25 protein-coding genes are annotated in these 22,215 nt (G+C 73.4%); 14 read left to right on the forward strand and 11 right to left on the reverse strand.

Translation table 11 applies throughout. The features are described 5' to 3' along the window. Nucleotides 1–287 precede the first annotated feature (287 nt). Nucleotides 288–971 (reverse strand): pyridoxamine 5'-phosphate oxidase family protein, encoded by a 684-nt coding sequence (locus ACFVYK_RS12555; RefSeq protein ID WP_389772334.1) that lies wholly within the window; start codon nucleotides 969–971, stop codon nucleotides 288–290. A 35-nt stretch (nucleotides 972–1,006) separates the two neighbouring features. Between ACFVYK_RS12555 and ACFVYK_RS12560 the strand changes: the two genes are divergently transcribed. Then, a complete protein-coding gene (locus ACFVYK_RS12560; RefSeq protein WP_389772184.1) occupies nucleotides 1,007–2,338 on the forward strand; it encodes an aminotransferase class I/II-fold pyridoxal phosphate-dependent enzyme in 1,332 nt (443 codons plus the stop codon). A 66-nt stretch (nucleotides 2,339–2,404) separates the two neighbouring features. Here the strand turns inward: ACFVYK_RS12560 and ACFVYK_RS12565 are convergent, their stop codons facing one another. After that, on the reverse strand, nucleotides 2,405–3,343 hold the full coding sequence (locus ACFVYK_RS12565) for a DMT family transporter (protein WP_389772187.1): 939 nt from the start codon (nucleotides 3,341–3,343) through the stop codon (nucleotides 2,405–2,407). Between the two features lie 74 nt (nucleotides 3,344–3,417). On the opposite strand from ACFVYK_RS12565, the gene ACFVYK_RS12570 reads away from it, so the two are divergent. Further along, nucleotides 3,418–4,344, forward strand: a complete 927-nt coding sequence (locus ACFVYK_RS12570; RefSeq protein ID WP_389772190.1) for a LysR family transcriptional regulator — start codon at nucleotides 3,418–3,420, stop codon at nucleotides 4,342–4,344. 50 nt (nucleotides 4,345–4,394) lie between these two features. Here the strand turns inward: ACFVYK_RS12570 and ACFVYK_RS12575 are convergent, their stop codons facing one another. Then, nucleotides 4,395–4,862 carry a pyridoxamine 5'-phosphate oxidase family protein gene (locus ACFVYK_RS12575; RefSeq protein WP_389772192.1) on the reverse strand — a complete coding sequence of 156 codons (468 nt, stop codon included), beginning with the start codon at nucleotides 4,860–4,862 and terminating at the stop codon, nucleotides 4,395–4,397. 135 nt (nucleotides 4,863–4,997) lie between these two features. Here ACFVYK_RS12575 and ACFVYK_RS12580 point away from each other — a divergent pair, with 135 nt between their 5' ends. Then, the gene (locus ACFVYK_RS12580) at nucleotides 4,998–5,660 is read left to right on the forward strand and encodes a cysteine hydrolase (protein WP_389772194.1); all 663 of its coding nucleotides are present in this window, start codon (nucleotides 4,998–5,000) and stop codon (nucleotides 5,658–5,660) included. Here the strand turns inward: ACFVYK_RS12580 and ACFVYK_RS12585 are convergent. Beyond that, nucleotides 5,647–6,159: a Rieske (2Fe-2S) protein gene (locus ACFVYK_RS12585; RefSeq protein WP_389772196.1), complete on the reverse strand. Its 513-nt coding sequence runs from the start codon at nucleotides 6,157–6,159 to the stop codon at nucleotides 5,647–5,649. The two genes, ACFVYK_RS12580 and ACFVYK_RS12585, sit on opposite strands and share 14 nt — an antisense overlap. Before the next feature lie 192 nt (nucleotides 6,160–6,351). Here ACFVYK_RS12585 and ACFVYK_RS12590 point away from each other — a divergent pair, with 192 nt between their 5' ends. The 7 genes from ACFVYK_RS12590 to ACFVYK_RS12620 all read left to right on the forward strand — a co-directional run bounded on the left by ACFVYK_RS12590 (nucleotide 6,352) and on the right by ACFVYK_RS12620 (nucleotide 12,523). After that, complete coding sequence (locus ACFVYK_RS12590) at nucleotides 6,352–7,107, forward strand: HipA family kinase (RefSeq protein ID WP_389772198.1); 756 nt, start codon at nucleotides 6,352–6,354, stop codon at nucleotides 7,105–7,107. Beyond that, a complete protein-coding gene (locus ACFVYK_RS12595) occupies nucleotides 7,104–7,520 on the forward strand; it encodes a DUF3037 domain-containing protein (RefSeq protein ID WP_389772200.1) in 417 nt (138 codons plus the stop codon). Before ACFVYK_RS12590 ends, ACFVYK_RS12595 begins: the two co-directional genes overlap by 4 nt. Nucleotides 7,521–7,688: 168 nt before the next feature. Beyond that, entirely contained in the window at nucleotides 7,689–8,450 is a 762-nt protein-coding gene (gene fabG, locus ACFVYK_RS12600) for a 3-oxoacyl-ACP reductase FabG (protein ID WP_389772202.1), read from the forward strand. A gap of 30 nt (nucleotides 8,451–8,480) precedes the next feature. After that, nucleotides 8,481–9,242 carry an SDR family oxidoreductase gene (locus ACFVYK_RS12605; protein ID WP_389772204.1) on the forward strand — a complete coding sequence of 254 codons (762 nt, stop codon included), beginning with the start codon at nucleotides 8,481–8,483 and terminating at the stop codon, nucleotides 9,240–9,242. A gap of 244 nt (nucleotides 9,243–9,486) precedes the next feature. Continuing rightward, the gene (locus ACFVYK_RS12610) at nucleotides 9,487–11,070 is read left to right on the forward strand and encodes an ABC transporter substrate-binding protein (RefSeq protein ID WP_389772206.1); all 1,584 of its coding nucleotides are present in this window, start codon (nucleotides 9,487–9,489) and stop codon (nucleotides 11,068–11,070) included. Between the two features lie 90 nt (nucleotides 11,071–11,160). Next, nucleotides 11,161–11,844, forward strand: a complete 684-nt coding sequence (gene ung, locus ACFVYK_RS12615) for a uracil-DNA glycosylase (RefSeq protein ID WP_389772208.1) — start codon at nucleotides 11,161–11,163, stop codon at nucleotides 11,842–11,844. A gap of 169 nt (nucleotides 11,845–12,013) precedes the next feature. Then, on the forward strand, nucleotides 12,014–12,523 hold the full coding sequence (locus ACFVYK_RS12620; RefSeq protein ID WP_389772209.1) for a hypothetical protein: 510 nt from the start codon (nucleotides 12,014–12,016) through the stop codon (nucleotides 12,521–12,523). Between the two features lie 51 nt (nucleotides 12,524–12,574). Here ACFVYK_RS12620 and ACFVYK_RS12625 read toward each other — a convergent pair whose 3' ends face one another. Together ACFVYK_RS12625 and ACFVYK_RS12630 are read right to left on the reverse strand one after the other, a co-directional pair. Continuing rightward, nucleotides 12,575–13,045: a hypothetical protein gene (locus ACFVYK_RS12625; RefSeq protein ID WP_389772212.1), complete on the reverse strand. Its 471-nt coding sequence runs from the start codon at nucleotides 13,043–13,045 to the stop codon at nucleotides 12,575–12,577. Between the two features lie 210 nt (nucleotides 13,046–13,255). Continuing rightward, nucleotides 13,256–13,768, reverse strand: a complete 513-nt coding sequence (locus tag ACFVYK_RS12630; protein WP_389772214.1) for a DinB family protein — start codon at nucleotides 13,766–13,768, stop codon at nucleotides 13,256–13,258. A 168-nt stretch (nucleotides 13,769–13,936) separates the two neighbouring features. Between ACFVYK_RS12630 and ACFVYK_RS12635 the strand changes: the two genes are divergently transcribed. After that, nucleotides 13,937–14,848, forward strand: a complete 912-nt coding sequence (locus tag ACFVYK_RS12635; protein ID WP_389772216.1) for a Gfo/Idh/MocA family protein — start codon at nucleotides 13,937–13,939, stop codon at nucleotides 14,846–14,848. On the opposite strand, the gene lnt is transcribed toward ACFVYK_RS12635, so the two are convergent. The 5 genes from lnt to ACFVYK_RS12660 form a co-directional block, all read right to left on the reverse strand. After that, entirely contained in the window at nucleotides 14,766–16,337 is a 1,572-nt protein-coding gene (gene lnt / locus ACFVYK_RS12640; protein WP_389772219.1) for an apolipoprotein N-acyltransferase, read from the reverse strand. The genes ACFVYK_RS12635 and lnt overlap by 83 nt on opposite strands. A 96-nt stretch (nucleotides 16,338–16,433) precedes the next feature. After that, on the reverse strand, nucleotides 16,434–16,901 hold the full coding sequence (locus ACFVYK_RS12645) for a nuclear transport factor 2 family protein (RefSeq protein ID WP_389772222.1): 468 nt from the start codon (nucleotides 16,899–16,901) through the stop codon (nucleotides 16,434–16,436). Nucleotides 16,902–17,119: 218 nt separating this feature from the next. Further along, nucleotides 17,120–17,653: a chloramphenicol phosphotransferase CPT gene (gene cpt / locus ACFVYK_RS12650; protein ID WP_389772225.1), complete on the reverse strand. Its 534-nt coding sequence runs from the start codon at nucleotides 17,651–17,653 to the stop codon at nucleotides 17,120–17,122. Nucleotides 17,654–17,715: 62 nt separating this feature from the next. After that, a complete protein-coding gene (locus ACFVYK_RS12655; RefSeq protein WP_389772227.1) occupies nucleotides 17,716–17,895 on the reverse strand; it encodes a hypothetical protein in 180 nt (59 codons plus the stop codon). A 310-nt stretch (nucleotides 17,896–18,205) separates the two neighbouring features. Next, nucleotides 18,206–19,081, reverse strand: coding sequence for an undecaprenyl-diphosphate phosphatase (locus tag ACFVYK_RS12660; RefSeq protein WP_389772230.1), 876 nt, complete (start codon nucleotides 19,079–19,081; stop codon nucleotides 18,206–18,208). A gap of 336 nt (nucleotides 19,082–19,417) precedes the next feature. Between ACFVYK_RS12660 and ACFVYK_RS12665 the strand changes: the two genes are divergently transcribed. Genes ACFVYK_RS12665 through ACFVYK_RS12675 form a run of 3 tightly spaced genes read left to right on the forward strand, consistent with a single transcriptional unit; the run spans nucleotide 19,418 to nucleotide 22,208 of the window. Further along, nucleotides 19,418–20,578 carry a Gfo/Idh/MocA family protein gene (locus ACFVYK_RS12665; RefSeq protein WP_389772232.1) on the forward strand — a complete coding sequence of 387 codons (1,161 nt, stop codon included), beginning with the start codon at nucleotides 19,418–19,420 and terminating at the stop codon, nucleotides 20,576–20,578. After that, nucleotides 20,575–21,504: a PmoA family protein gene (locus ACFVYK_RS12670; protein WP_389772235.1), complete on the forward strand. Its 930-nt coding sequence runs from the start codon at nucleotides 20,575–20,577 to the stop codon at nucleotides 21,502–21,504. Before ACFVYK_RS12665 ends, ACFVYK_RS12670 begins: the two co-directional genes overlap by 4 nt. Beyond that, on the forward strand, nucleotides 21,498–22,208 hold the full coding sequence (locus ACFVYK_RS12675) for a cupin domain-containing protein (RefSeq protein ID WP_389772237.1): 711 nt from the start codon (nucleotides 21,498–21,500) through the stop codon (nucleotides 22,206–22,208). The genes ACFVYK_RS12670 and ACFVYK_RS12675 overlap by 7 nt, the downstream gene beginning before the upstream one ends. The last annotated feature ends 7 nt before the right edge of the window (nucleotides 22,209–22,215 follow it).

The raw sequence follows: 22,215 nt of genomic DNA on the forward strand, positions 1-22,215 counted from the left end.
ACCGAGCACTGCCCGATGGTGGACGGCCCGGCCGCCCGGGCCGCCAGGCTCGTCTGCCGACCGGCCCGCTTCCGGCCGGACGGCGGCTCCGCGCTCCCCGCGGCCGGCGAGGCCCCGTGCCCGCCTGCATCAGGGGCGTCCGGCTCGGCGGGACGTCCGTACCGGCGGCGTTCACGAGCGGCGGCGCTCCCGCCAGCCCGCTGACGGCAGGCCGACCGAGCTCGCGCCCGGCCGGCCGGTCCCGCCGCTCGGCGTCGTCGTGCGGGGCGTCCCGGGGTGGAGCGGCGTCACAGGGCCGTGAGGTAGCCGGGGAGCGCGACGCCGGGCGCGAGGTCGGCCTCCGGGACGGGGACTCCGTAGCCCTTGCGCAAGGGGAGCACGCCGGCCCAGTGGGGGAGGGTCAGGTCCTCCGGCTCGTCGTTGACGCCTCCGGTGCGGGCCTTGGCCGAGACCTCGCCCAGGTCGAGGCGGATCACCGCGGTCGCCGCCAGCTCCTTCCGGTTGGCGGGGCGCGAGTCGGCGGACCGGCCCGGGACGACGTGGTCGACGAGGGCGTCGAGCGCGGTGCGCTTCTCCTGGGGGTCCGTCACGTCGTACGCGGTGCCGTGCACCACCACCGAGCGGTAGTTGATCGAGTGGTGGAAGGCCGAGCGGGCCAGCACCAGGCCGTCGACGTGCGTCACCGTCAGGCAGACCGGCAGCCCCGCGTCCGCCTGTCCCGTCATCCGCAGCGGGCGCGAGCCGGTGGAGCCGTGCACGTAGAGCGTCTCGCCGACCCGGGCGTACAGCGTCGGCAGCACGACCGGCGCGCCGTCGCGGACGAAACCGAGGTGGCAGACGTAGCCCTCGTCGAGTATCGAGTGCACCGACTCCCTGTCGTAGGACGCCTTCTGGGCCGCCCGGGTGGGGACGGTGCGATCGGTGGGGGTGTAGGCGGGGCGCGGTGTCGTCGGCTGCTGGGTCCCCGGCATGGTGCTCTCCATTGTACTAGTGCATAATAGGCTTTGTGCTAGGAGACTATCCGATCAAAGGCCGAAGGGCGGCGGACATTTCCGCGAGCGTGGAGGCGGCGGTCAGCGCGGGCGAGCTGGGCCCGGGACAACTGCTGCCTCCGATGCGGGAGTTGGCGACCGTGCTCGGGGTGAATCCGAACACCGTCGCCGCGGCCTACCGCACCCTGCGCGAGCGGGGGGTGATCGAGACCGACGGCCGCCGCGGCAGCCGGGTGCGCGCGAAGCCCGCCACGACCGGGCGCGAGTTCATCGGGGTGGAGGTGCCGGACGGCGTGCGGGACGTGTCCGCCGGCAACCCGGACACGGCGCTGCTGCCGCCGCTGGCCCCGGCGTTCGCGTGGGCGGCCGCGCAGGGGGACCGGGACCCGGTCCTGTACGGGCACGCGCCGGTGGAGCCCGGGCTGGCCGAGCTGGCCCGCGCCGACCTGGACGCGGACGGCGTCCCGGCCGGCCCCGTCGCCGTCGCGTCCGGATCGCTGGACGCGATCGAACGCGTCCTCGCGGCGCACGTCAGACCGGGCGACACCGTGGCCGTCGAGGATCCCGGCTGGGGCTCCCTGCTGGACCTGGTGCCGGCGCTCGGGCTGCGCACCGCGCCGGTCGGTCTCGACGACGAGGGGCCCCTGCCCCAGGAGGTGCGCCGGGCGCTGGAGGCCGGGGCGCGCGCCCTGGTCGTCACCGACCGGGCGCAGAACCCGACCGGCGCGGCGGTGAGCGCCCCGCGCGCCCGTGACCTGCGCGCCGTGCTGCGGGAGCATCCGCAGACCCTGCTCGTCGAGGACGACCACGGGCACCGGATCGTCGACCTGCCCCTGCACCCCCTCGCGGGCGTCACCGAGCACTGGGCCTTCGTGCGCTCGGCCGCCAAGGCCTACGGCCCCGACCTGCGGTTCGCCGTCCTCACCGGCGACGAGGTCACCCTCGACCGGGTGAGCGGACGCCAGCGGCTCGGCCCCGGCTGGGTCAGCCGCATCACCCAGCGGGCCGTGCTGCGGCTCTGGACCGACGACGCGGTGGACCCGCGATCGGCGGCCCGTGCGTACGGCGGCCGGCGGGACGCGCTGATCGCCGCGCTGGCCGCCCGCGGGGTCGGGGCGCGCGGACGCAGCGGACTGAACGTGTGGGTGCCCGTGCCGGACGAGACGGGGGCCGTCGCCCGCCTGCTGCACGCGGGCTGGGCGGTGGCTCCCGGGGCCCGGTTCCGCATGGAGGCTCCGCCCGGCGTCCGGATCACCGTGTCGACCCTGGAACGGGACGAGATCGACGTGCTGGCCGACGCGGTCGCGGCCGCGGTGCGGCTGGGAGGCGTGCGCGGATACGTCTGAGCGCACCGGAGCTCCAGCACGCAGCCCGCGTGGCGGCCGCCGCCGGGGCGCGTGCCGGAACTCCGCTCAGGACCGGCCGCGCACCTGGGTCAGCGCCGCCCCCGCCAGGACGACCGCCGCGCCCACCGGTGTCGACCAGCTCAGCGGCTCGTCCAGCAGGGCGACGCCCGCCGCCGTCGCGATGACGGGGATGAAGTACGTGACCATCTGGGCCGTGGTCGGACCGACCTCCGCGACCAGGCCGTACTGGATCAGCAGGGCCAGGCCCGTGCCGAGCGCCCCCAGGGCGGCCGTCGCGAGCAGCGGGAGCAGCGGGAAGCGGGTCGGCAACGTGGTGAACAGCGGGGTGACCACGGCGAGTTGCAGGGTCGCCAGGAACAATTGCGCGCCGGTCATCGACAGGGCGGAGGAGCCGGTGGCCGCCAGGGTCCGCCGGAGGTAGATCCAGCCCACCGGATAGCTGAGGGAGGCCAGCAGGGCCAGCGTCGTGCCCCGGGCGTCCAGGCCGTGGAAGCCCTGCCAGGCGCCGAGCACGGTCAGCACGCCCAGGAACCCGAGGCCCAGGCCCGCGACGCGCAGCCGGGTCGGCCGGTCCTCCGAGAGCGCCACCAGGGACAGGGCCATGCCCCACAGCGGCGAGGTCGCGTTGCAGATGCCGGCCAGGGTGGACGGGATCGTCAGCTCCGCGTAGGCGAAGAGGGAGAAGGGCAGGGCGTTGAGCAGGAACGCGGACACGGTCAGATGCGCCCAGGTGCGCGCCCCGCGCGGGAGCCGCTCCCGCTTCACCGCCATCGCCACCGCCAGGACGGCCGTGCCGAACGCCAGCCTGCCGAACGTGACCTGGAAGGGCGCGTAGCCGCCGGTGCCCACCTTGATGAGCAGGAAGCTGAAGCCCCAGATGAGCGACAGCGCGCCGAAGCGCAGGCGCCAGTCGAGGGCGCGGTGTCGGGGGCCGGTGGAACGGGAGGAGGGCCGGGTGGGAGCGGGTGCGGTCGCCGTGGTCATGGCCCCAACGATGCGGGAGGCGATCTCGTAGCACAATCGAGAATTGTCGAGGAGTACCTTTTAGCATTGCTTACATGATGAACCTGGAGCGCCTGCGCACTCTCGACGCCCTCGCCCGGCACCGATCGGTCAGCGGGGCGGCCCTGGGCCTGCACATCACCACCTCGGCCGTCTCGCAGCAGATGGCGAAGCTGGAACGGGAGGTCGGCCAGCGGCTGCTCGCCAAGCACGGGCGGGGGGTGCGGCTGACGGACGCGGGGCGGCTGCTCGCCGAGCACGCGTCCCGGATCCTGTCCCAGGTCGAGCTCGCCCAGGCCGACCTGGAGGCCCAACGCGGACAGGTGGCGGGGGAGTTGAGGCTGTCGGCGTTCCCGACCGCGGCACGCGGGCTGTTCCCCGTCGCGCTCGCCGAGCTGCGCAAGGCGCACCCGGGGCTGCGGCTGCGCTCGTCCGAGCTGGAGCCGGAGCGCGGCATCGCCGACGTCGTGCGCGGCGACCTCGACCTCGCCGTCGTCCTGGACTGGTACAACAAGCCGATGCCCGTGCCGGACGGCCTGGTGAAGGCGCCCATCCTCGACGACCCGGCCGATGTCGCGATGCCGGCCGGCCATCCCCTCGCCCACCGCGACGAGGTGGACCTCGCGGAGTTCGCCGAGGACGAGTGGATCACCTGGGGCGAGGGCGAGTTCTGCCACGAGTGGCTGATGTTCACGCTGCGCTCACGCGGCGTCGAGCCGATCGTCGGCCACCGCGCCGCCGAGACCCACACCCAGCTCGGGCTCGTGGCGGCCGGGCTGGGCGTGTGCATCGCGCCGCTGCTCGGACGGCACCCGGTGCCCGACGGGGTCGTGACGGTCCCGTTGCGGCAGCGGGTGCGCCGCCATGTGTACGTGGTGTGGCGGGCGGACGCCGACCGCCGCCCGTCCATCCGGGCGGCGGTGGAGGCGCTCAAGGCGGCGGGCCGGGCGCTGGGGCGGACGGCGGACGGGGCCACGGGCTGAGCCGGCGGCCGGGCGACGCCGGAACGGCGCCCGCGGGCGGGCAGGCGGCGTCAGGCCCCGCCGAGTTTGCGGAAGTCCCAGGAGACGATCTTCTCCGGCTTCAGGCGCACCCAAGCGTGCCGCCCGTCGTGCGGCATCGCGTCCAGGCCGAAGTTCTTGCGCGCGAACCGCGTCTCCACCGCGTCGAGTTCGGCGCACAGCTCCCCGGTGCGCGGGGCCTCGCCGACGAACTCCACGGCGCCGGACAGTTCGACGCCGCGCAGCGTGTCGTACTCCTCGCCCGTGTCGATCACGATCGCGACCCGCGGGTCGCGGCGCAGGTCGGCCCAGCGCCTGCTGCGCACGACCGAGTACAGCCAGAGCGCGTTGCCGTCCCAGAGGAACCACAGGGCGCTGACGTGCGGTGCGCCGTCGGTGGACACGGTGGCGACCCGGCAGGTGCGCTGGACGGTGAGGAACGCGTCCAGTTCGCCCGAGGTCATCATGATCTTCCGGCCCCGGCGCTGAGTGACGGTCATCCGGCCACCTCATTCTTCTCTTGTGTCGTCCTGTGCTGATTTTCTGACGCGGCGTCAGAAAATGATGGGTCTTCTTCCCTCTCCGCGCAATGGCGGCTACTGTCGCCCGGCCCGCACCGACGTCAGGGGGAGCCCATGCCGTCGCACCAAGAGCTCGGGGACCTTCTGGACCCCGCCCACACCGTCCTGATCACGGTGGAGTGCCAGCAGGGCGTCGTCGGACCGGCCGCCGCGCTGCCCCAACTGGCGCTCGCGGCCCGGGAGTCAGGGGCTCTCGCCAACATCGCCCGGCTGGTGGCGGCCGCCCACGCCCACCGCGTCCAGGTCGTGCACGCCGTGGCCGAGCGCCGGCCCGACGGCCGGGGCGCCAACCGCAACGCCCGGCTGTTCCGCGCCGCCGGGCGCCTGCCGGTCCAGCAGCTCGCCGGAACCGACGCGACCCGCGTCGCGCCGCCCATCGAGGTCGCCGAGCAGGATCTCGTCGTCCGCCGGCTGCACGGGCTGTCGCCCGTCCAGGGCACCGACGTCGACCCTCTGCTGCGCAACCTCGGCTGCCGCACCCTGGTCGTGACCGGCGTCTCGGCCAACGTGGCGATCCCCAACACCGTCTTCGACGCCGTCAACCGGGGCTACACGGTCGTCGTGCCGTCGGACGCCGTCGCGGGAGTGCCCGCGGAGTACACCACCGCGATGATCCGCCACACCCTCGCGCTGGTCGCCACGGTCACGACCACCGACGAGGTGCTGGACCGCCTCGGGCGGACCGCCCGAACGGGAGCCGAGGTCAGGCCAGAGTGATCGAGTCCCCGCTGACCTTGATCGACACCTCGGGCAGCGGCTTGCGCGCGGGACCGCTCTTCACACTGCCGTCCGTGATCGAGAAGTTGCTGTTGTGACACGGGCAGTTGATCACGCCGTCGCTGATGGACTTCACCGCGCAGCCCGCGTGGGTGCAGACCGCGGAGAACGCCTTGTACGTGCCCGCCGTCGGCTGGGTGACGACCACCTTCTCGGAGTCGAAGACCTTGCCGCCGCCCTCGGGTATGTCGGCCGTCGCGGCGAGCGCGGCGCCGGCCGCCGCGTTGTCCCCGCCGCCCGTGCCGCCCGTGCTCCCGGCCGGCGAGCTGCCGGTGGATCCGGTGGAACCCGCGGCGCCGGCCGACGGCGACGAGCTCGACGAGTCGTCGTCGGAGCCTCCGCACGCGGTCAGCGCGACGGAGAGCCCCGCGGCTCCCGCGGCTGCCACGACGGTACGGCGGGCAGGCCCCGACGCGGACTTGATCGATGCGCTGGTCATGCTGGGGGGTTCCCTTCCAGAGGGGTGCGTGGATCTGCCGTGAGGTACGAGCCGCGGGCGTGGCTTGTTCAACGCCCCCGCCACGGTCGGACGGTGTCGAGATATTGACCGGTTCGACGTGAGAGCGGCGTAAGCCGGAGCTGTCGCCGGGCTGTCGGCCGCGCATCGCCCCAGGCCCAGTAGCCTGGGGCGATGCTCAAGGAAGTCACCGCGACCCGTTACGTCACGCCCCTGCGTGAGGGCGGATCCCTGCCGGGACTCGTCGAGGCCGACGACCTCGGCCTGTACGTCCTGAAGTTCACCGGCGCCGGACAGGGCCGCAAGACGCTCGTCGCCGAGGTGGTCTGCGGCGAACTGGCCCGCCGGCTCGGCCTGCGGGTGCCCCGGCTGGCGGCCGTGCGGCTCGACGTCCTGCTGGGCCTCGGCGAACCCGACCAGCAGGTGCAGGGGTTGCTGAAGGCGAGCGGCGGCACCAACCTCGGCATGGACTTCCTCTCCGGGGCCCTCGGCTTCGACCCGCTCGCCTTCCCGGTGAGCCCCGGGGAGGCCGGCCGGATCGTCTGGTTCGACGCACTCGTGAACAACGTCGACCGCTCCTGGCGCAACCCCAACCTGCTGATGCACCGCGGCGACCTGTGGCTCGTCGACCACGGCGCCACCATGATCTGGCAGCACAACTGGCCCACGGCCCAAGCCTCGGCGGCCCGCCCCTACGACGCCCGCGACCACGTCCTCGCGCCCTTCGGGCCGGACGTCGCGGCCGCGGCGGCGGAGCTGGCGCCGCTGGTCACCGCCGACCTGCTCGCCGAGGTCACCGCCGAGATCCCCGACGTGTGGCTGGCGGACGAACCCGGCTTCGACACCCCGGACGCGCTCCGGCAGGCCTACGCGGCGCCCCTCCTGGCACGCGCCGCCGTCATCCACGACCGCATCGAGGGGACCGAGTGAACGACCGCCACATCATCAGGCCGGGACAGGGCGGCGACCGGGACGTCTTCGAGTACGCGCTGCTGCGCGTCGTCCCGCGCGTCGAGCGCGGCGAGTGCATGAACGCGGGCGTGCTGGTCTACTGCCGGGGCCAGGACTACGTCGGCGCCCGCACCCACCTCGACGAGACGAAGCTGCTGGCGCTGGACCCGGAGGCGGACGTGGCGGGGGTGCGCGCCGCCCTGCGCGCGGTCGAGGGCGTGTGCGCGGGCGGCGCGGCGGCCGGTCAGGCGGCGCACGACGACGCCGGCCGGCGCTTTCGCTGGCTGATCGCGCCCCGTTCGACGATCGTCCAGCCGGGCCCGGTGCACACCGGGCTGACCGCCGATCCGGCGGCCGAGACGGACCGGTTGCTCGAACTGCTGGTGAGGTAATGGATCACACCGGCGACGTGTGGCGTTGACACCGGGTGCCAGGGCTTCTAGCGTCACGTCTGCCGAAGGTACTAAGCGGTCGCTCACCAGTCGGGCGCACCAGCGTCCACCGGGCGGAACAGCGCCCCCGGGCGCATCAGGCTTTCTCAAGGGCGAGGAGAACCAGCAATGTCCACCACTGAGCAGCGGGTCGCGGTAGTCACGGGCGCGGCGCGGGGCATCGGAGCCGCCACCGCCGTACGGCTGGCCGCCGAGGGCCGCGCGGTCGCGGTCGTCGACCTCGACGAGGCCGCCTGCAAGGACACCGTCGAGAAGATCACCGCGGCCGGCGGCAAGGCCGTCGCCATCGGCGCCGACGTCTCCGACGAGGCCCAGGTCGAGGCGGCGATCGCCCGGGTCGTCGAGGAGCTCGGCGCGCCGACGATCCTCGTGAACAACGCGGGCGTGCTCCGCGACAACCTGCTGTTCAAGATGAGCGCCGCCGACTGGGACACCGTCCTGAACGTGCACCTGCGCGGGTCGTTCCTCATGACCAAGGCCGTCCAGAAGCACATGGTCGACGCCGGCTTCGGCCGTGTCGTCAACCTGTCGTCCTCCTCGGCGCTCGGCAACCGCGGCCAGGCCAACTACTCGGCGGCCAAGGCCGGTCTGCAGGGCTTCACCAAGACCCTCGCCATCGAGCTCGGCAAGTTCGGCATCACCGCCAACGCCGTCGCCCCCGGCTTCATCGCCACGGACATGACCGCCGCCACCGCCGCCCGCGTCGGCATGGGCTTCGAGGAGTTCAAGGCCGCGGCCGCGACCCAGATCCCGGTCGCGCGCGTCGGCGAGCCCGACGACATCGCCAACGCGATCGCCTTCTTCACGAACGAGGCCGCCGGCTTCGTCTCCGGCCAGGTGCTGTACGTCGCCGGCGGACCGCTCGACTAACCGCCGCCAAGGACCCTGGGGATCACGAACATGACTGAACTGCCCGAACTCTCCGGCAAGGTCGCCCTCGTCACGGGCGCCAGCCGAGGCATCGGCTACGGCGTCGCCGAGGCGCTCGTCGCCCGCGGCGACCGGGTGTGCATCACCGGCCGGGGCGAGGACGCCCTGAAGGAGGCCGTCGAGCAGCTCGGCGCCGACCGGGTCATCGGCGTCGCCGGCAAGGCGCACGACGAGGAGCACCAGGCCGCCGCCGTGCAGCGCACGATGGAGGCCTTCGGCCGCGTCGACTTCCTGGTCAACAACGCCGGCACCAACCCGGTGTTCGGGCCGATCGCCGACCTGGACCTGAACGTGGCGCGCAAGGTCTTCGAGACCAACGTGGTCTCCGCGCTCGGCTTCGCGCAGCGGACCTGGCACGCCTGGCAGAAGGAGAACGGCGGAGCGATCGTCAACATCGCCTCCGTCGCGGGCCTGTCGGCCTCGCCGTTCATCGGCGCGTACGGCATCAGCAAGGCCGCGATGATCAACCTGACCGTGCAACTGGCGCACGAGTACGCGCCGCGCGTGCGGGTCAACGCCATCGCCCCGGCCGTGGTGAAGACCAAGTTCGCCCAGGCCCTGTACGAGGGCCGGGAGGAGGAGGCGGCCGCGGCCTACCCGCTGGCCCGGCTCGGCGTGCCCTCCGACATCGGCGGCACGGCCGCCTTCCTGACCTCGGAGCAGTCGGACTGGATCACCGGCCAGACGCTCGTCGTCGACGGAGGCATCTTCCTCAACGCGGGCGTGGGCTGAGTCCGGCCGGCCCGGGCCGAACCGGCCCGGGCCGCTGTGCGACGACCGCTTCCACGAGCGCCGTTTCCCTGACGGAAACGGCGCTCATGTCGTCGCATGAGGGGACATGTCCACCTCGGACACAGGGATGACAACGTCGTCATACCCAGAGTGATCAAGAACGCCCTACGGGCGCGGGTTCAGGCCGCCTGGCGCTGCGGTATGGTCTGCCAACCCTTGGCATGGCAGATCGAGGAGCGTGCGCGTGTTCAACCGGAACCGATCCTTGCAGCGGATGGCGGCGATCGTGTCCATATCCCTGGTGGCCGGGTGCGGCCTCCTCGGGGAGGAGGGCTCCGACGACGCCGGGCCGATCGTCGTGGGCACCACCAGCGCTCCCAGCACACTGGATCCCGCGGCCGCCTGGGACGGCTCCTGGGAACTGTTCCGCAACATCTACCAGACGCTGCTGAGCTACCCGAACGGCACGACGGCCCCGCAGCCGGACGCCGCCGAGTCCTGTGAGTTCACGGACGGCACGAGCCGCACCTACACGTGCGAGCTGCGCGACGGACTCACGTTCTCCAACGGCGACGCGCTCGACGCGAAGGCCGTGAAGTACTCGATCGACCGGATCCGCACGATCAACGCCCCCACCGGCCCCAACGGACTGCTCGGCAGCCTGGACAGCGTCGAGACGAAGGGCGACCACGAGGTGGTCTTCCGGCTGAACAAGGCCGACGCCACCTTCCCGTTCGTGCTCGCCACCCCCGGCCTGTCGGTCGTCGACCCCGACGACTACCCCGCGAAGTCCCTGCGCAAGGACGACGGCATCGTCGGCTCCGGGCCCTACCGGCTCCAGTCCTACCAGCAGGGCAAGCAGTCCGTCCTCGTGCGCAACGACCACTACAAGGGCCTGGCCGAGCGCAAGAACGACGCGGTGACCATCCGCTACTTCCAGGACTCCGGCGCCATGGTCAAGGCCCTGCGCGCCAAGGACATCGACATCACCTACCAGGGCCTGGCCGCCGACGACATCGTCGAGCTGGAGGGCAAGGGCGCCGCGAACGAGGACCTGCAGCTCGTCGAGGGCGCCGCCACCAACATCAACTACCTGGTCTTCAACCCCAAGGACCCCTGGTCGGACAAGCTGCCCGTGCGCCGGGCCGTGGCCCAGATCATCGACCGGGCCGCGATCGCCCACAAGGTCTACAAGGACACCGTCGACCCCCTGTACTCGATGGTCCCGACCGGGCTGACCGGCCACACCACCGGCTTCTTCGACTCCTTCGGCGACCCCGACACCGCCAAGGCCCGCAAGATCCTCACCGAGGGCGGCATCACCGAGACCGTGCCGCTCACCCTCTGGTACACCACCGACCGCTACGGCTCCGACACCGCGCTGGAGTTCAAGGAGATCAAGAGCCAGCTGGAGGCGTCGGGCCTGTTCTCGGTCACGCTGAAGAGCCGCCCCTGGAACGACTACGTGGTCGGCTACCAGAAGGGGGAGTACCCGGTGTTCGGGCGCGGCTGGGCCCCCGACTTCCCCGACCCCGACAACTTCGTCGCCCCGTTCGTCGGCGAGCAGAACGCGCTGGGCACGCCCTACCCGGAGAAGAAGATCACGCAGGTGCTGCTGCCCCACTCCCGCCGGGAGAGCGACCGCGCCGACGTGGCGAAGGACTTCGAGGCGGCCCAGCAGATCCTCGTCCGGGACGCCCGGCTGCTGCCGCTGTGGCAGGGCAAGCAGTACATCGCCTCGTCCGAGGACGTCTCGGGCGGAGAGCGCGCCCTGGACCCCTCGACGATCATGATGGTGTGGGAGCTGTCGCGGAAGACCAGCTGGTAGGGCAGCCCGGGGACGGTCCGCCGGACGGGTTGTCAGTGGTCGCCTGTAGGTTCTGTGATCTGAAGCGACCGCACATCGGAGGACGTTGACGTGACCGACATCGCCATGCTGCCCGAGTCCTGGCGCGGGGTTCTGGGCGACGAACTGCAGCAGCCCTACTTCAAGGAGCTGACGGAGTTCGTCGAGGAGGAGCGGGCGAGGGGCCCCGTCTATCCTCCGCGCGAGGAGGTGTTCGCCGCGCTCGACGCGACGCCGTACGAGCGGGTGAAGGTGCTCGTCCTCGGCCAGGACCCGTACCACGGCGAAGGCCAGGGGCACGGCCTGTGCTTCTCGGTGCGGCCCGGGGTGAAGATTCCGCCGTCCCTGCGCAACATCTACAAGGAGATGCACGCGGAGCTGGGCACGCCCGTCCCGGACAACGGCTACCTGATGCCGTGGGCGCAGCAGGGCGTCCTGCTGCTCAACGCGGTCCTCACGGTCCGCTCCGGCGAGGCCAACTCGCACAAGGGCAAGGGCTGGGAGAAGTTCACCGACGCGGTGATCCGCGCGGTGGCCGACCGGCCCGACCCGGCGGTCTTCGTGCTGTGGGGCAACTACGCGCAGAAGAAGCTGCCGCTCATCGACGAGTCGCGGCACATCGTGGTCAAGGGCGCGCACCCTTCGCCGCTCTCGGCGAAGAAGTTCTTCGGCTCCCGCCCCTTCACCCAGATCGACGCGGCGGTGGCCCAGCAGGGCCACGAGCCGATCGACTGGACCATCCCGAACCTGGCCTGACCCGCCCCGGGCCGCCCGGTCCGGCGCGCCCGACCGGCCCGGTCCGGCCCGGCGGCTCGACCGCGGTCTGCCGCCGGGCCGGTTCCCGCGGGGACCGGCCCGGTGCCGCCTGACCGTGATCACCCGCCTCTGCCGCTAGCGTCGTCGCAACGACGCAAGGAGGCCGAGGGTGGCGGAGCGACAGGGCCGGACGACGCCGGACACCCTGCTGACGCGGATCGGGCAGGTCGTGATGCTGCACCACGGGGGAGACCGCGAAGAGGCCCGCCGCCGGCTCCTCGACCTGTGGACGGAGATCGGCGAGGAGGGCGACCCGCTGCACCGCTGCACCCTCGCCCACTATCTCGCCGACACCCACGACGACCCCTCGGACGAACTGGCGTGGGACCTGCGCGCCCTGACGGCGGCGCAGGAGCACGACGGCCGGGCTCAGGCGCACGAGGGAGCCGCGCAGCGCGAGGGGTCGGCCGAGGCGAGGGCGCTCTTCCCGTCCCTCCACCTCAACCTCGCGGCCGACTACGTCAAGCTCGGGCGAGCCGACGCCGCCCGCTCCCAGGTGCGCCGGGCACGCAGAGCGGCCGCCGCACTGGGCGACGACAGCTACGGGGACACGGTGCGGGCGGCGATCAGCAGGATGGAGCTGCGCCTCGGCGAGGGGGAGTGGAGGCGGGAGCGGTGAGAGCGGGCAGCGGCACGGCGGGCCGGCGTCCTCGTACGGACCGGGTCACGATCAGCGCCCGTAGGCCTGCTCGCAGACGGCCGCCTCCGGGCTGTCCCCCTGCCAGGCGCCGTACTTCCTGCCGAGAGCGCACACGTCGGCCTTGCCGCGCACCGCGTCCTGAACGTCCTGGATGTCCACGCGCGGCTGCGCGTCCCCCCGCCCCTGTGGGCGGGCCGGCCGGCCCTGCGGACGCGAACCGGACGACGGCGGCCCTCCGGCCGGCGGTTCCTCCGCCGTCCCGCGCCGCCGCACCGCCCCCGGCCGCTTCCCCTCCCGGGACGGCTCGGCCATCTCCAGCGCCTCCCGGACCGGGGCCTGCACGATCTGCGTCCCGGCCCGCCCGTCCGGCTGCGGCACGGACGCCTCGGAGGGCGCGGCGGCCGGACCGGGCACGGGCGGACGCTGGACGGTCACGCAGCCGGACAGGGCCGTAAAGGCCACGGTGACCAGGAGCGTCGCGGTAGTCGTCGTTCGATGCACCCGCGCCACTCTGGTGGTTGCGGCCGCCCGCGCGACAGCTCACGGGCGGAGGTTGCCCCGCACGGGTGATCCCGTACCCCCTACGGAGGGCGGGAGCCCGTCCATGCTGACGGCAGGCCCGCCCCGGTCGCCGCCCCGGCCCCCGTCGCAGGCCCGGGGCCGTCCAGGGGTCCGGGCCGGCAGGCGGCCGTCCCCGGCGGTCGCGCGCCGTCAGTCCCCGGTGGAACCGTCGATCCGCTCGCGGATCAGGTCGGCGTGGCCGTTGTGGCGGGCGTACTCCTCGATCATGTGCGTGTAGATCCAGCGCAGGCTGAACGGCTCGTCGGTGAACTTGCTCGTGCCGCGCGACAGGTCGTCCAGGGCCAAGCCGGCCGCGTACCGCCGGGCCACCTCGATCTCGCCCTGCCACGTGGCGTACGCCTGCGCCCAGGTGTCCTCGTCGGTGAGGTGGAACTCGCCGTCCGGGTCCGCGTCGCTGTAGTAGAGGGGCCCGGCGCCGTCGCCGACGAGAACCCTGCGGAACCAGCTGCGCTCCACGTCGGCCATATGCCGCACCAGCCCCATCAGGGACAGGTCGGAGGGCGGTACGGAGGCGGTGCGCAGCTGGGCGTCGGTGAGGCCCTCGCACTTGTGCGCCAGCGTCTGCCGGTGGTGGTCCAGCCAGCCTTCCAGCATCGTGCGTTCGTCGGCGTTCTGGGCGGGTTCGGTGCGCGGTGTCGTCATGTCCGCATGGTGACGTCTCGTCGCCCCGCCCACCACGGGTTTTCCGCCGGGCGGGACGGCCTGGGCCGGGCCGCGGTGCGCGGCGCCGCGCGCCAGGGGCGGCCGGCCGCCGCCCGGCGGCGGGGCCGTATGCTGCGGAGCAGGCAGGCAAGCAGTGAGGGAGCGCCCGTGAAGGTCGGCTGCGTCGGACTCGGCGACATCGCACAGAAGGCGTACCTGCCCGTGCTGGGCGCGCTGCCAGGCGTCGAGCTCCACCTGCAGACCCGCACCCCGGCCACCCTCGACCGGGTCGCCGACGGCCTGCGGCTGCCCCGCGAGCAGCGCCACCGCGACCTCGACGCCCTCCTCGCCGCCGGTGTGGACGCCGTCTTCGTGCACGCGCCCACCGCCGTCCACCCCGAGATCGTGACCCGGCTGCTGGAGGCGGGCGTCCCGACGTACGTGGACAAGCCCCTCGCCTACGAACTCGCCGACTCCGAGCGGCTGGTGACGCTCGCGGAGGCCCGCGGCACCTCGCTGGCGGTGGGCTTCAACCGGCGTCTCGCGCCCGGCTACGCGCAGTGCGCCGACCATCCGCGCGAACTGATCCTCCTGCAGAAGAACCGGATCGGACTGCCCGAGGAACCGCGCACGATGATCCTCGACGACTTCATCCACGTCGTGGACACGCTGCGCTTCCTGGCGCCCGGTCCGGTCGACGACGTGACCGTCCGCGCCCGCGTCGAGGACGGCCTGCTGCACCATGTGGTGCTCCAGCTCGCCGGCGACGGCTTCACCGCGCTCGGCGTGATGAACCGGCTCAGCGGTTCGAACGAGGAGATCCTGGAGGTGTCCGGGCAGGACACCAAGCGCCAGGTGATCAACCTCGCCGAGATCGTCGACCACAAGGGGCAGCCGACGGTGCGGCGGCGCGGCGACTGGGTGCCGGTGGCCCGCCAGCGCGGCATCGAGCAGGCCGTCCTCGTCTTCCTCGACGCCGTGCGGGCGGGCAGGGTGCTCAGCGCCCGGGACGCGCTGGCGACTCACGAACTGTGCGAGCGGGTGGTCCGAGCGGTGCTGGAGCGGTCCGCCGCAGCCTGACCGCCCGCGCGCCCTCGGTGAGCCCCAGGGCCACGAGCACCAGCAGCGCCGCGTGGACGACCCAGTCGCCGTAGCGGACGTACAGGGTGACGCCGTCGGCGAGCGGCACGTCGTAGACGGCCGCCGTGCTCGCGTCGGCCCCCAGCCACGAGCCGAGCCGTCGGCCGCTCGCGTCGTACACCGCGGACTCGCCGGTGAGCGTGGCGTGGACGAAGGGCCGGCCGGTCTCCGCGGCGCGCAGCGCGCCCAGCGAGGCGTGCTGCGCCGGCGCCCAGCTCCGCTGGAAGGACGAGGTCGACGACTGGCCGACCAGCAGGTCGGCGCCGTCCTCGACGAGATGCCGGCTCATGTCCGGGAAGGCCGTCTCGAAGCACACCATGGGCCCGAACCGCTCCCCGTGACCGGCGTCCATCAGCACCTGTTCCGTGCCGCGCCGCCGGTCCTCGCCGGCCGCCCTGCCGACCGACGTGGCCCAGCCGAGCAGCGAACGGGCCGGTATGTACTCGCCGAACGGCACCAGCCGCATCTTGTCGTACCGATCGCCGGTCGGGCCGCCGGCGCCGACGAGGATCGAACTCTTGTAGATGCCGGGCCGGTCGGAGCGCCGGGCGTCGACGTTGACGAGGATGTCGGCGCCCGTCGCCCTCGCCGACTCGGCGATGCGCCGGGCGAGGTCGGGTCGCTCGGCGAGGTCGTAGCCGACGCTGCTCTCGCCCCACACGATCAGATCGACGTTCTGCCCGACCAGGCGCCGGGTCAGCTCCTCCTCGCGGTCGAAGCGCAGGTCGGGTCCGTCGATCACGCCGGGCTGGACCACGGCGATCCGGGTCTGCCCGTCGGCGTCGGGACGCGGCGCCCACGCCCACGCGGCCGAGGCCGTGGCGGCGGTCGCGACCAGCCCGGCGACGGCGGGCGCCCGGGAGGCGGGAAGCGCGACCAGGACGGCGGCGGCCACGTTGACCGCCACCACCAGGAAGCTGAGCAGCCACACCCCGCCGACGGAGGCGAGCCGCAGAGCGGGCTCCACCTGCCACTGACTGGCTCCCAGCACGCCCCACGGCCCGCCCAACCCCTGCCAGGACCGGACGAGTTCGACGGCGAGCCAGGCCGAGGGCAGGACCAGGAGCGCGGCGAGGACCCGGCCCCGGGTGGGGGCCTCGGCCGCGGCGAGGAAGCGGCGCACCAGCCACGCCCACGGCGCCCACAGCCCGCCCAGCAGCGCGGCCAGGACGAGGGTGAACACATGCAGGTCCGGCAGCAGCCAGTGGTGCATGGCCAGCATGAAGCCGAACCCGCCGGCCCAGCCGTCGTACGCGGCCCGTCGCCCGGTGGGAGCGGAGCGGGCCAGCAGGATCCAGGGGACGAGCGCGAGATAGGCCCACCACCACAGGGCGGGGGCCGGGAAGGCGAGCACGGGCAGCGCGCCCGCGAGAGCCGCGACGGTCGTACGCCGCCAGGGGGAGGTGAGCCAGAGTCCGAACCTCTTCATACGGCTCCTCCCTACCCGGGTTGGGTCGCTTCAGTGTGCGCGCCGCCGACGATCTCCGACAGGGCGTGTCCCGCCCGGCTCCCGACGGCGTCCGCGTCAGCCGGGCAGCCGCCGCCACTTCTCGCGCACGACGACCTCGCGCACGCGCCAGCCGTCGTGCGTCCGCAGCAGATCGAAGGAGTACCGGCCGCCGCAGACGAAGTCGGGCGCGTCGGCCGTGTCGCCGTCCCGCCCGGCGGCCAGGCGCATCGGGTTGACGTAGTCGGCCTGCACCCGGGCGGTGTCGCCCGTGTCCTGGTCCAGGACGCCGAACCGCACCCGGCGGTTGACGATGAGGTGCTGCCGCATCGCGAACGACTGCAGGGAGTCCGCGAGCCACGAGGCGACGTTCACCGCCTCGCCCTCGATGCCGCCGGCGGACCGGTAGTCGGCGCGTCCGTCGTCCGTGAACAGGCGCCGGTAGGCCGGCCAGTCGCCGTCGTCGACCGCCACGGCGTAATCGGTGATCAACTCGTCCACGGCCAGCCGGTCCATCACGGCGGCGAGCTCCACACGCTGCGTCATGGCCCGAGTGTTGGGCATGGCGGGTGCAGAGCCAAGCTCCGTGCGGCGATCGGCGTCCAGGGCGGCGTCGGAGGCGGGGCTGACACGGGAGCTCCACGGCCTCACGCGTGGCCGGCCCGCCGCCGTCCTGCCCGCCGCCGTCCTGCCCGCCGCCGTCCGGGCTGCCGCCGTCCGGGCTGCCGCGGTCCGGGCTGCCGCGGTCCGGGCCGGGCGGGCGGTCAGCCGACGTGGGCCGCGACGGCCCGCGCACACACCAGGGACTCGGTCCGGGTGGTGTCCACCTCCAGGTCGTAGACGACCCCCTCGTGCACCGCGTGCGCCTGTGCGGCGGCCGTCCCCGGGACCCGGTCCCCGCGGGCGATCTCACGGCCCGCGGCGACCGCCTCGTCACACCTGACGCCGACCCACAGCACCCGCAGCCCGTCCAGGGCGTCCCGCCACCGCCGCTGGGAGGCCGGTCCGCCGAGGAACACGTCGTCGACGACGATCCTGGCGCCGGCCCGGGCCATCGCGGCGACCCCCTGCGCCCAGGCCGCGTCCAGCGCCCGGAACTCCGCTCCGACGCTCACCCCGCCGTCCGCCGCGAACGTGATCCCCTCGTCCGACCCCCGCATCTTCGCGGGCAGCGCGTCGACGAACGCGTCGACCCCGAGAGCCAGCCACGTACCCGGCAGGACCGCCTGCAGGCATCGCACGATGCCGGACTTCCCCGAGCTGGAACCACCGTTGAGAACGATCACCTGAACAGTCACGGCGCCACGGTAGGACGGCTCGCGCCCGGCGCGAAAGGCATGTCGGCGCCTCGCGCGCGGCGTCAGGCCGCCGCGACCACCTCACCGCGCATCGCCGCGGCCCACGCCACCACCAGCAGTTCGTACTCGGCCCGCTCCTGGGCCGACAGCGACCCGCCCGCGCGCAGCCAGAGCGCGCGGATCCGCTCGTTCAACTCGGCAGCGGACCGCACGGAACCAGAGGCGACAGAGGAGGGGGACATGCGCCAAGCCTAGGCGCACGCACTGACACTGCGCTACCGGACGGCTACGCGCGCCGCTATGGGGTTGGTCACGGCTGATCGATCAACCGCGCGTTCCCCGCGGCGGGTTGGGCCCGGCGCCGGCCGTGCGGGGCGGCGCGGGCATCGAGCGGGCCAAGCCCCGGGAGACGGCCTCGTCGACAGCGGCCGCCAGCCGATGCGCCTGTGGCAGCCCCTGGTCGGTGAGGAGTGGCCGGTTCCCACGGTCGTCACCGGCCCCGCAGCGCCCCTCACGGCCTCGCCCGGCCGCCACGTCGCCGCAGGGGCCGGCTCAGCCGGCCGACTCCGCCGCGTGCGGGCTCAGGGCCCCGGTCACGACCAGGGCGATGATCACGACGCCTAGGGCGACCCGGTAGTAGACGAACGGCATGAAGGACTTGGTGCTGATGAACTTCATGAACCAGGCGATGACCGCATAGCCCGTGGCGAAGGCGATCACGGTCGCGAACAGCGTCGGACCCCACGCCACATGACCGCCCTCCAGCGCGTCCTTCGTCTCGAAGACCCCGGAGGCCAGCACGGCCGGGACGGCCAGCAGGAACGAGTAACGGGCCGCCGCCTCGCGCTTGTAGCCCATGAACAGACCGCCGCTGATGGTCGCGCCGGAGCGCGAGACGCCGGGGACGAGCGCACAGGCCTGGCAGAGACCGAAGATCAGGCCGTCCTTGACGCCCAGGTTCTCCAGGGTCTTGCGCTGCTTGGGCGCGCGGTGCTTCCCGCCCGTCTCGTCGCGGGCCGCGAGCCGGTCGGCGACGCCGATCACCACCCCGACGACGACGAGCATCGTGGCCGTGATCCGCAGGTCGCGGAAGGGGCCCTCGATCTGGTCCTTGAGGGTCACGCCCAGCAGGCCGATCGGGATCGAGCCGACGATCACCAGCCAGCCCATCTGGGCGTCGTGGTCCTTGCGCATCGTCTTGTCGAACAGCGACCGGCTCCAGGCCGCGATGATCCGCCCGATGTCCTTGCGGAAGTAGATCAGCACCGCGGCCTCCGTGCCGATCTGGGTGATCGCCGTGAAGGCCGCGCCCGGGTCCTCCCAGCCCGAGAAGGCGGCGGTCAGCCGCAGATGCGCGCTGGAGGAGACGGGGAGGAACTCGGTCAGCCCCTGGACGAGTCCGAGGACGAGGGATTCAAACCAAGACATGGGGTTACGGAGTCCAAGTGCCGATCGGAGAGGTGCCACGGCGACGGCAGGCGGCCGCGCCCAATGATCAAGGGTGTGCAAAGGAAGCGTAGCGGTCCGGTGTGTCAGGTCCCGCACAGGGGTTTGGCGGGGGCCCGGCGGGCGGCGCGACCTGGCGTCTTCCCGGGCGCACGCGAGGACGACGGGACGGTTGACCGGCTGCCTGGCCGCCGCATACGTTGCTGCCGACGGGAAAGCGCTTGCTGTACGGTGCGGCAGACACGCCGCGCGCTTCCCGCACGCTTGCCGGACCCGCCCGGTCCACGGCCGTACGTCGGAGGAGTGCTGATCACGCCCATGTCCCCATCCACTCCGCCGCCCGCTCCGCTCGACGGCCGCCGGATCCGGGCCGCCGTCGTCGGAGCGGGCGCCATCGCCCGCGGCTCCCATCTGCCGGCCCTGCGGCAGCTCGCCGCCGAGGGCGAGACCGAGGTCGTGGCAGCCGTCGACATCGATGCCGACGCCGTCGCGGCGATCTGCGCGGAAGGCGGAGTGCTGCACGCCTACACCGACCTGGAGCGGATGCTGGCGGAGCAGCGACCCGACCTGGTGACCATCTGCACACCGCCCACGCTGCACCGCGAACAGAGCGTGGCCGCGCTGCGGGCCGGGGCGTGGGTGTGGTGCGAGAAACCGCCCGTGCCCACCCTGGCCGACTACGACGCCGTGGCGTCCGAGGAGGGGACGCCGAACGGCCCCTACTCCTCGATCGTCTTCCAGCACCGCTTCGGATCGGGAGCCGGGCACGTGCGCCGGCTGCTCGCCGAACAGGCCCTCGGCCGGCCTCTGGTCGCGCACTGCCAGACCACCTGGTACCGCGACACGGCCTACTACGCCGTGCCCTGGCGCGGTCGCTGGCAGACCGAGGGCGGCGGTCCCGCGATGGGCCACGGCATCCACCAGATGGACCTGCTGCTCGATCTCCTCGGCCCGTGGAGCGAGGTGCGCGCGATGGCCGGCCGGCTCGTGCACGACGTCGAGACGGAGGACGTGTCCACCGCGCTGCTCCGCTTCGAGAGCGGCGCCCTGGCCACGATCGTCAACAGCGTCCTGAGCCCCGACGAGGTCAGCCGCATCCGTGTCGACTGCGAACGGGCCACCGTCGAACTCACCCACCTGTACGGCCACTCCAACGCCGACTGGAGCCTCACCCCCGCCCCGGGCGTTCCGGACGACGAGGCGGCGCGCTGGCGGGACTTCGGCGCGGACGTCCCCAGTTCGCACCTGGCCCAGCTGCGCGAGCTGATCGCGAGCATGCGCGCGGGCCGACGGCCGCGCAGCAGCGGCGCGGACGGGCGCACCAGCCTGGAACTGATCACCGCGCTGTACAAGTCGGCGTTCACGGACGCCACGGTGCGGCGGGGCGAGATCGGTCCCGGCGACCCCTACTACACGGCCCTGCACGGCGGCGCCCCCGGCTGGGCGCCGGCGACCGGGTCCGTGGAGGTCCCGGCATGAGCGGCGAACTGCGTCTGGTCCACGCCCACGGCGACCGCGTCACGGTGACCGACGCGGCCACCGGCGTGGAACTGCTCGCCTACGTGTACCGGCCCGAGGCGGCCTGGGAGGCGCCCAAGCCGTACATCCACCCGCTGCGGACCCTCGCCGGGAACGTGGTCACCGACTACCGGCCCAACGACCACCGCTGGCACAAGGGACTGTCGCTGACCGCCTCCCACCTCTCGGGCGCCAATCTGTGGGGCGGCAACTCCTATGTCCACGGCGAGGGTTATCGGGAACTCCCCGAGCGGGTCGGTTCGATGGCGCACGCCGGCTTCGACGAGGTCGCGGCGGGCGCCGGCCGTGCCGTCATCGCGGAACGCCTGACCTGGCATCCGTCCGGCGGCGAGCTGTGGGCCGAGGAGACGCGGCGCATCGAGGTGCGCGACGTCGAACCCGACTCCGGTTCCTGGGCGCTGACCTGGACCAGCGCCGTCACCAACCGCCGGGACGAACCGCTGCGCTTCGGCAGCCCGACCACCGCCGGGCGGGAGATGGCCGGCTACACGGGCCTGTTCTGGCGCGGCCCGCGCGCCTTCCGGGACGGCCGGATCATCGGCCCCGAAGGCGAGGGGCCCGGACTGATGGCCTCGCAGAGCTCCTGGCTCGCCCTCGCCGGCGAACACGACGGCTCCGACGGCCATGCCACCGTCGTCTTCGCGCACGCCCCCGAGAACGACCACGCCGGCGCCCGAGGGGCCCACCCGGCCCACTGGTTCGTGCGCAACGAGCCCTTCGCGGGGATCGCCCCGTCCTGGGCCTTCTTCGACGAACTGGAGCTCGCTCCCGGCGACACGCTGACCCGTCGCTACCGGGTGGTCGTGGCCGACGGCGCCTGGGGACGCGGCGAGATCGCCGAATACCTGCGGACGCACCCGTGGTGAGCGCCTACGGGGGACTGCCCGGCGGGGTCGCCGTCTCGCACCTGTGCGTGTACGACTGGCCCGCCGCCGACGGACTGCACGGCGGAACCCCCCATGTGCACCTGGCCTGTTCGGAGGGGTACGTGGTCACCCATGGACGCGGAGCGGTGCACACCCTGACGGCCGCCGGCCACCGGGTCACGCCCCTCGCGCCCGGCACCGTCGCCTGGTTCACGCCGGGCGCCGTCCACCGGCTGGTCAACGAGGGCGATCTGCGCATCACCGTCCTGATGCAGAACGGCGGGCTGCCGGAGGCGGGCGACGCGGTGCTCACCCTGCCGCCGGAGCACCTCGCCGACCCCGACGCGTACGCCGCCGCGACCGCTATCCCCGCCGACGCCCCCCGCGAGGAGCAGGAGCGCGTCGCCCGCGCCCGGCGCGACCTCGCGCTGGAGGGCTGTCGGGCGCTGCGCGAGGCGCCCGACCCCGGAGCGGCCCTGGCCGCCTTCCACCGGGCCGCCGCCGCGTTGGTGCGGCCCCGGCTGGCCGAGTGGCGCGAGCGTTGGGCGCAGGGCGCGCGCGCGGCCGCGGAGGCCACCGGGGAGCAGCTCGACCGGCTCGCGGACGGGGATGTCTCCCACCTCGCCGAGGCCGTCGTGCGGGCCGAGGAGCCGTCCGTCCACGGGAAATTCGGCATGTGCGGGCGGCTGGACGTGTACGCGTGAGCCGAGG

The organism is Streptomyces sp. NPDC058291 (genome assembly GCF_042880855.1).
Classification (GTDB): Bacteria; Actinomycetota; Actinomycetes; order Streptomycetales; family Streptomycetaceae; genus Streptomyces.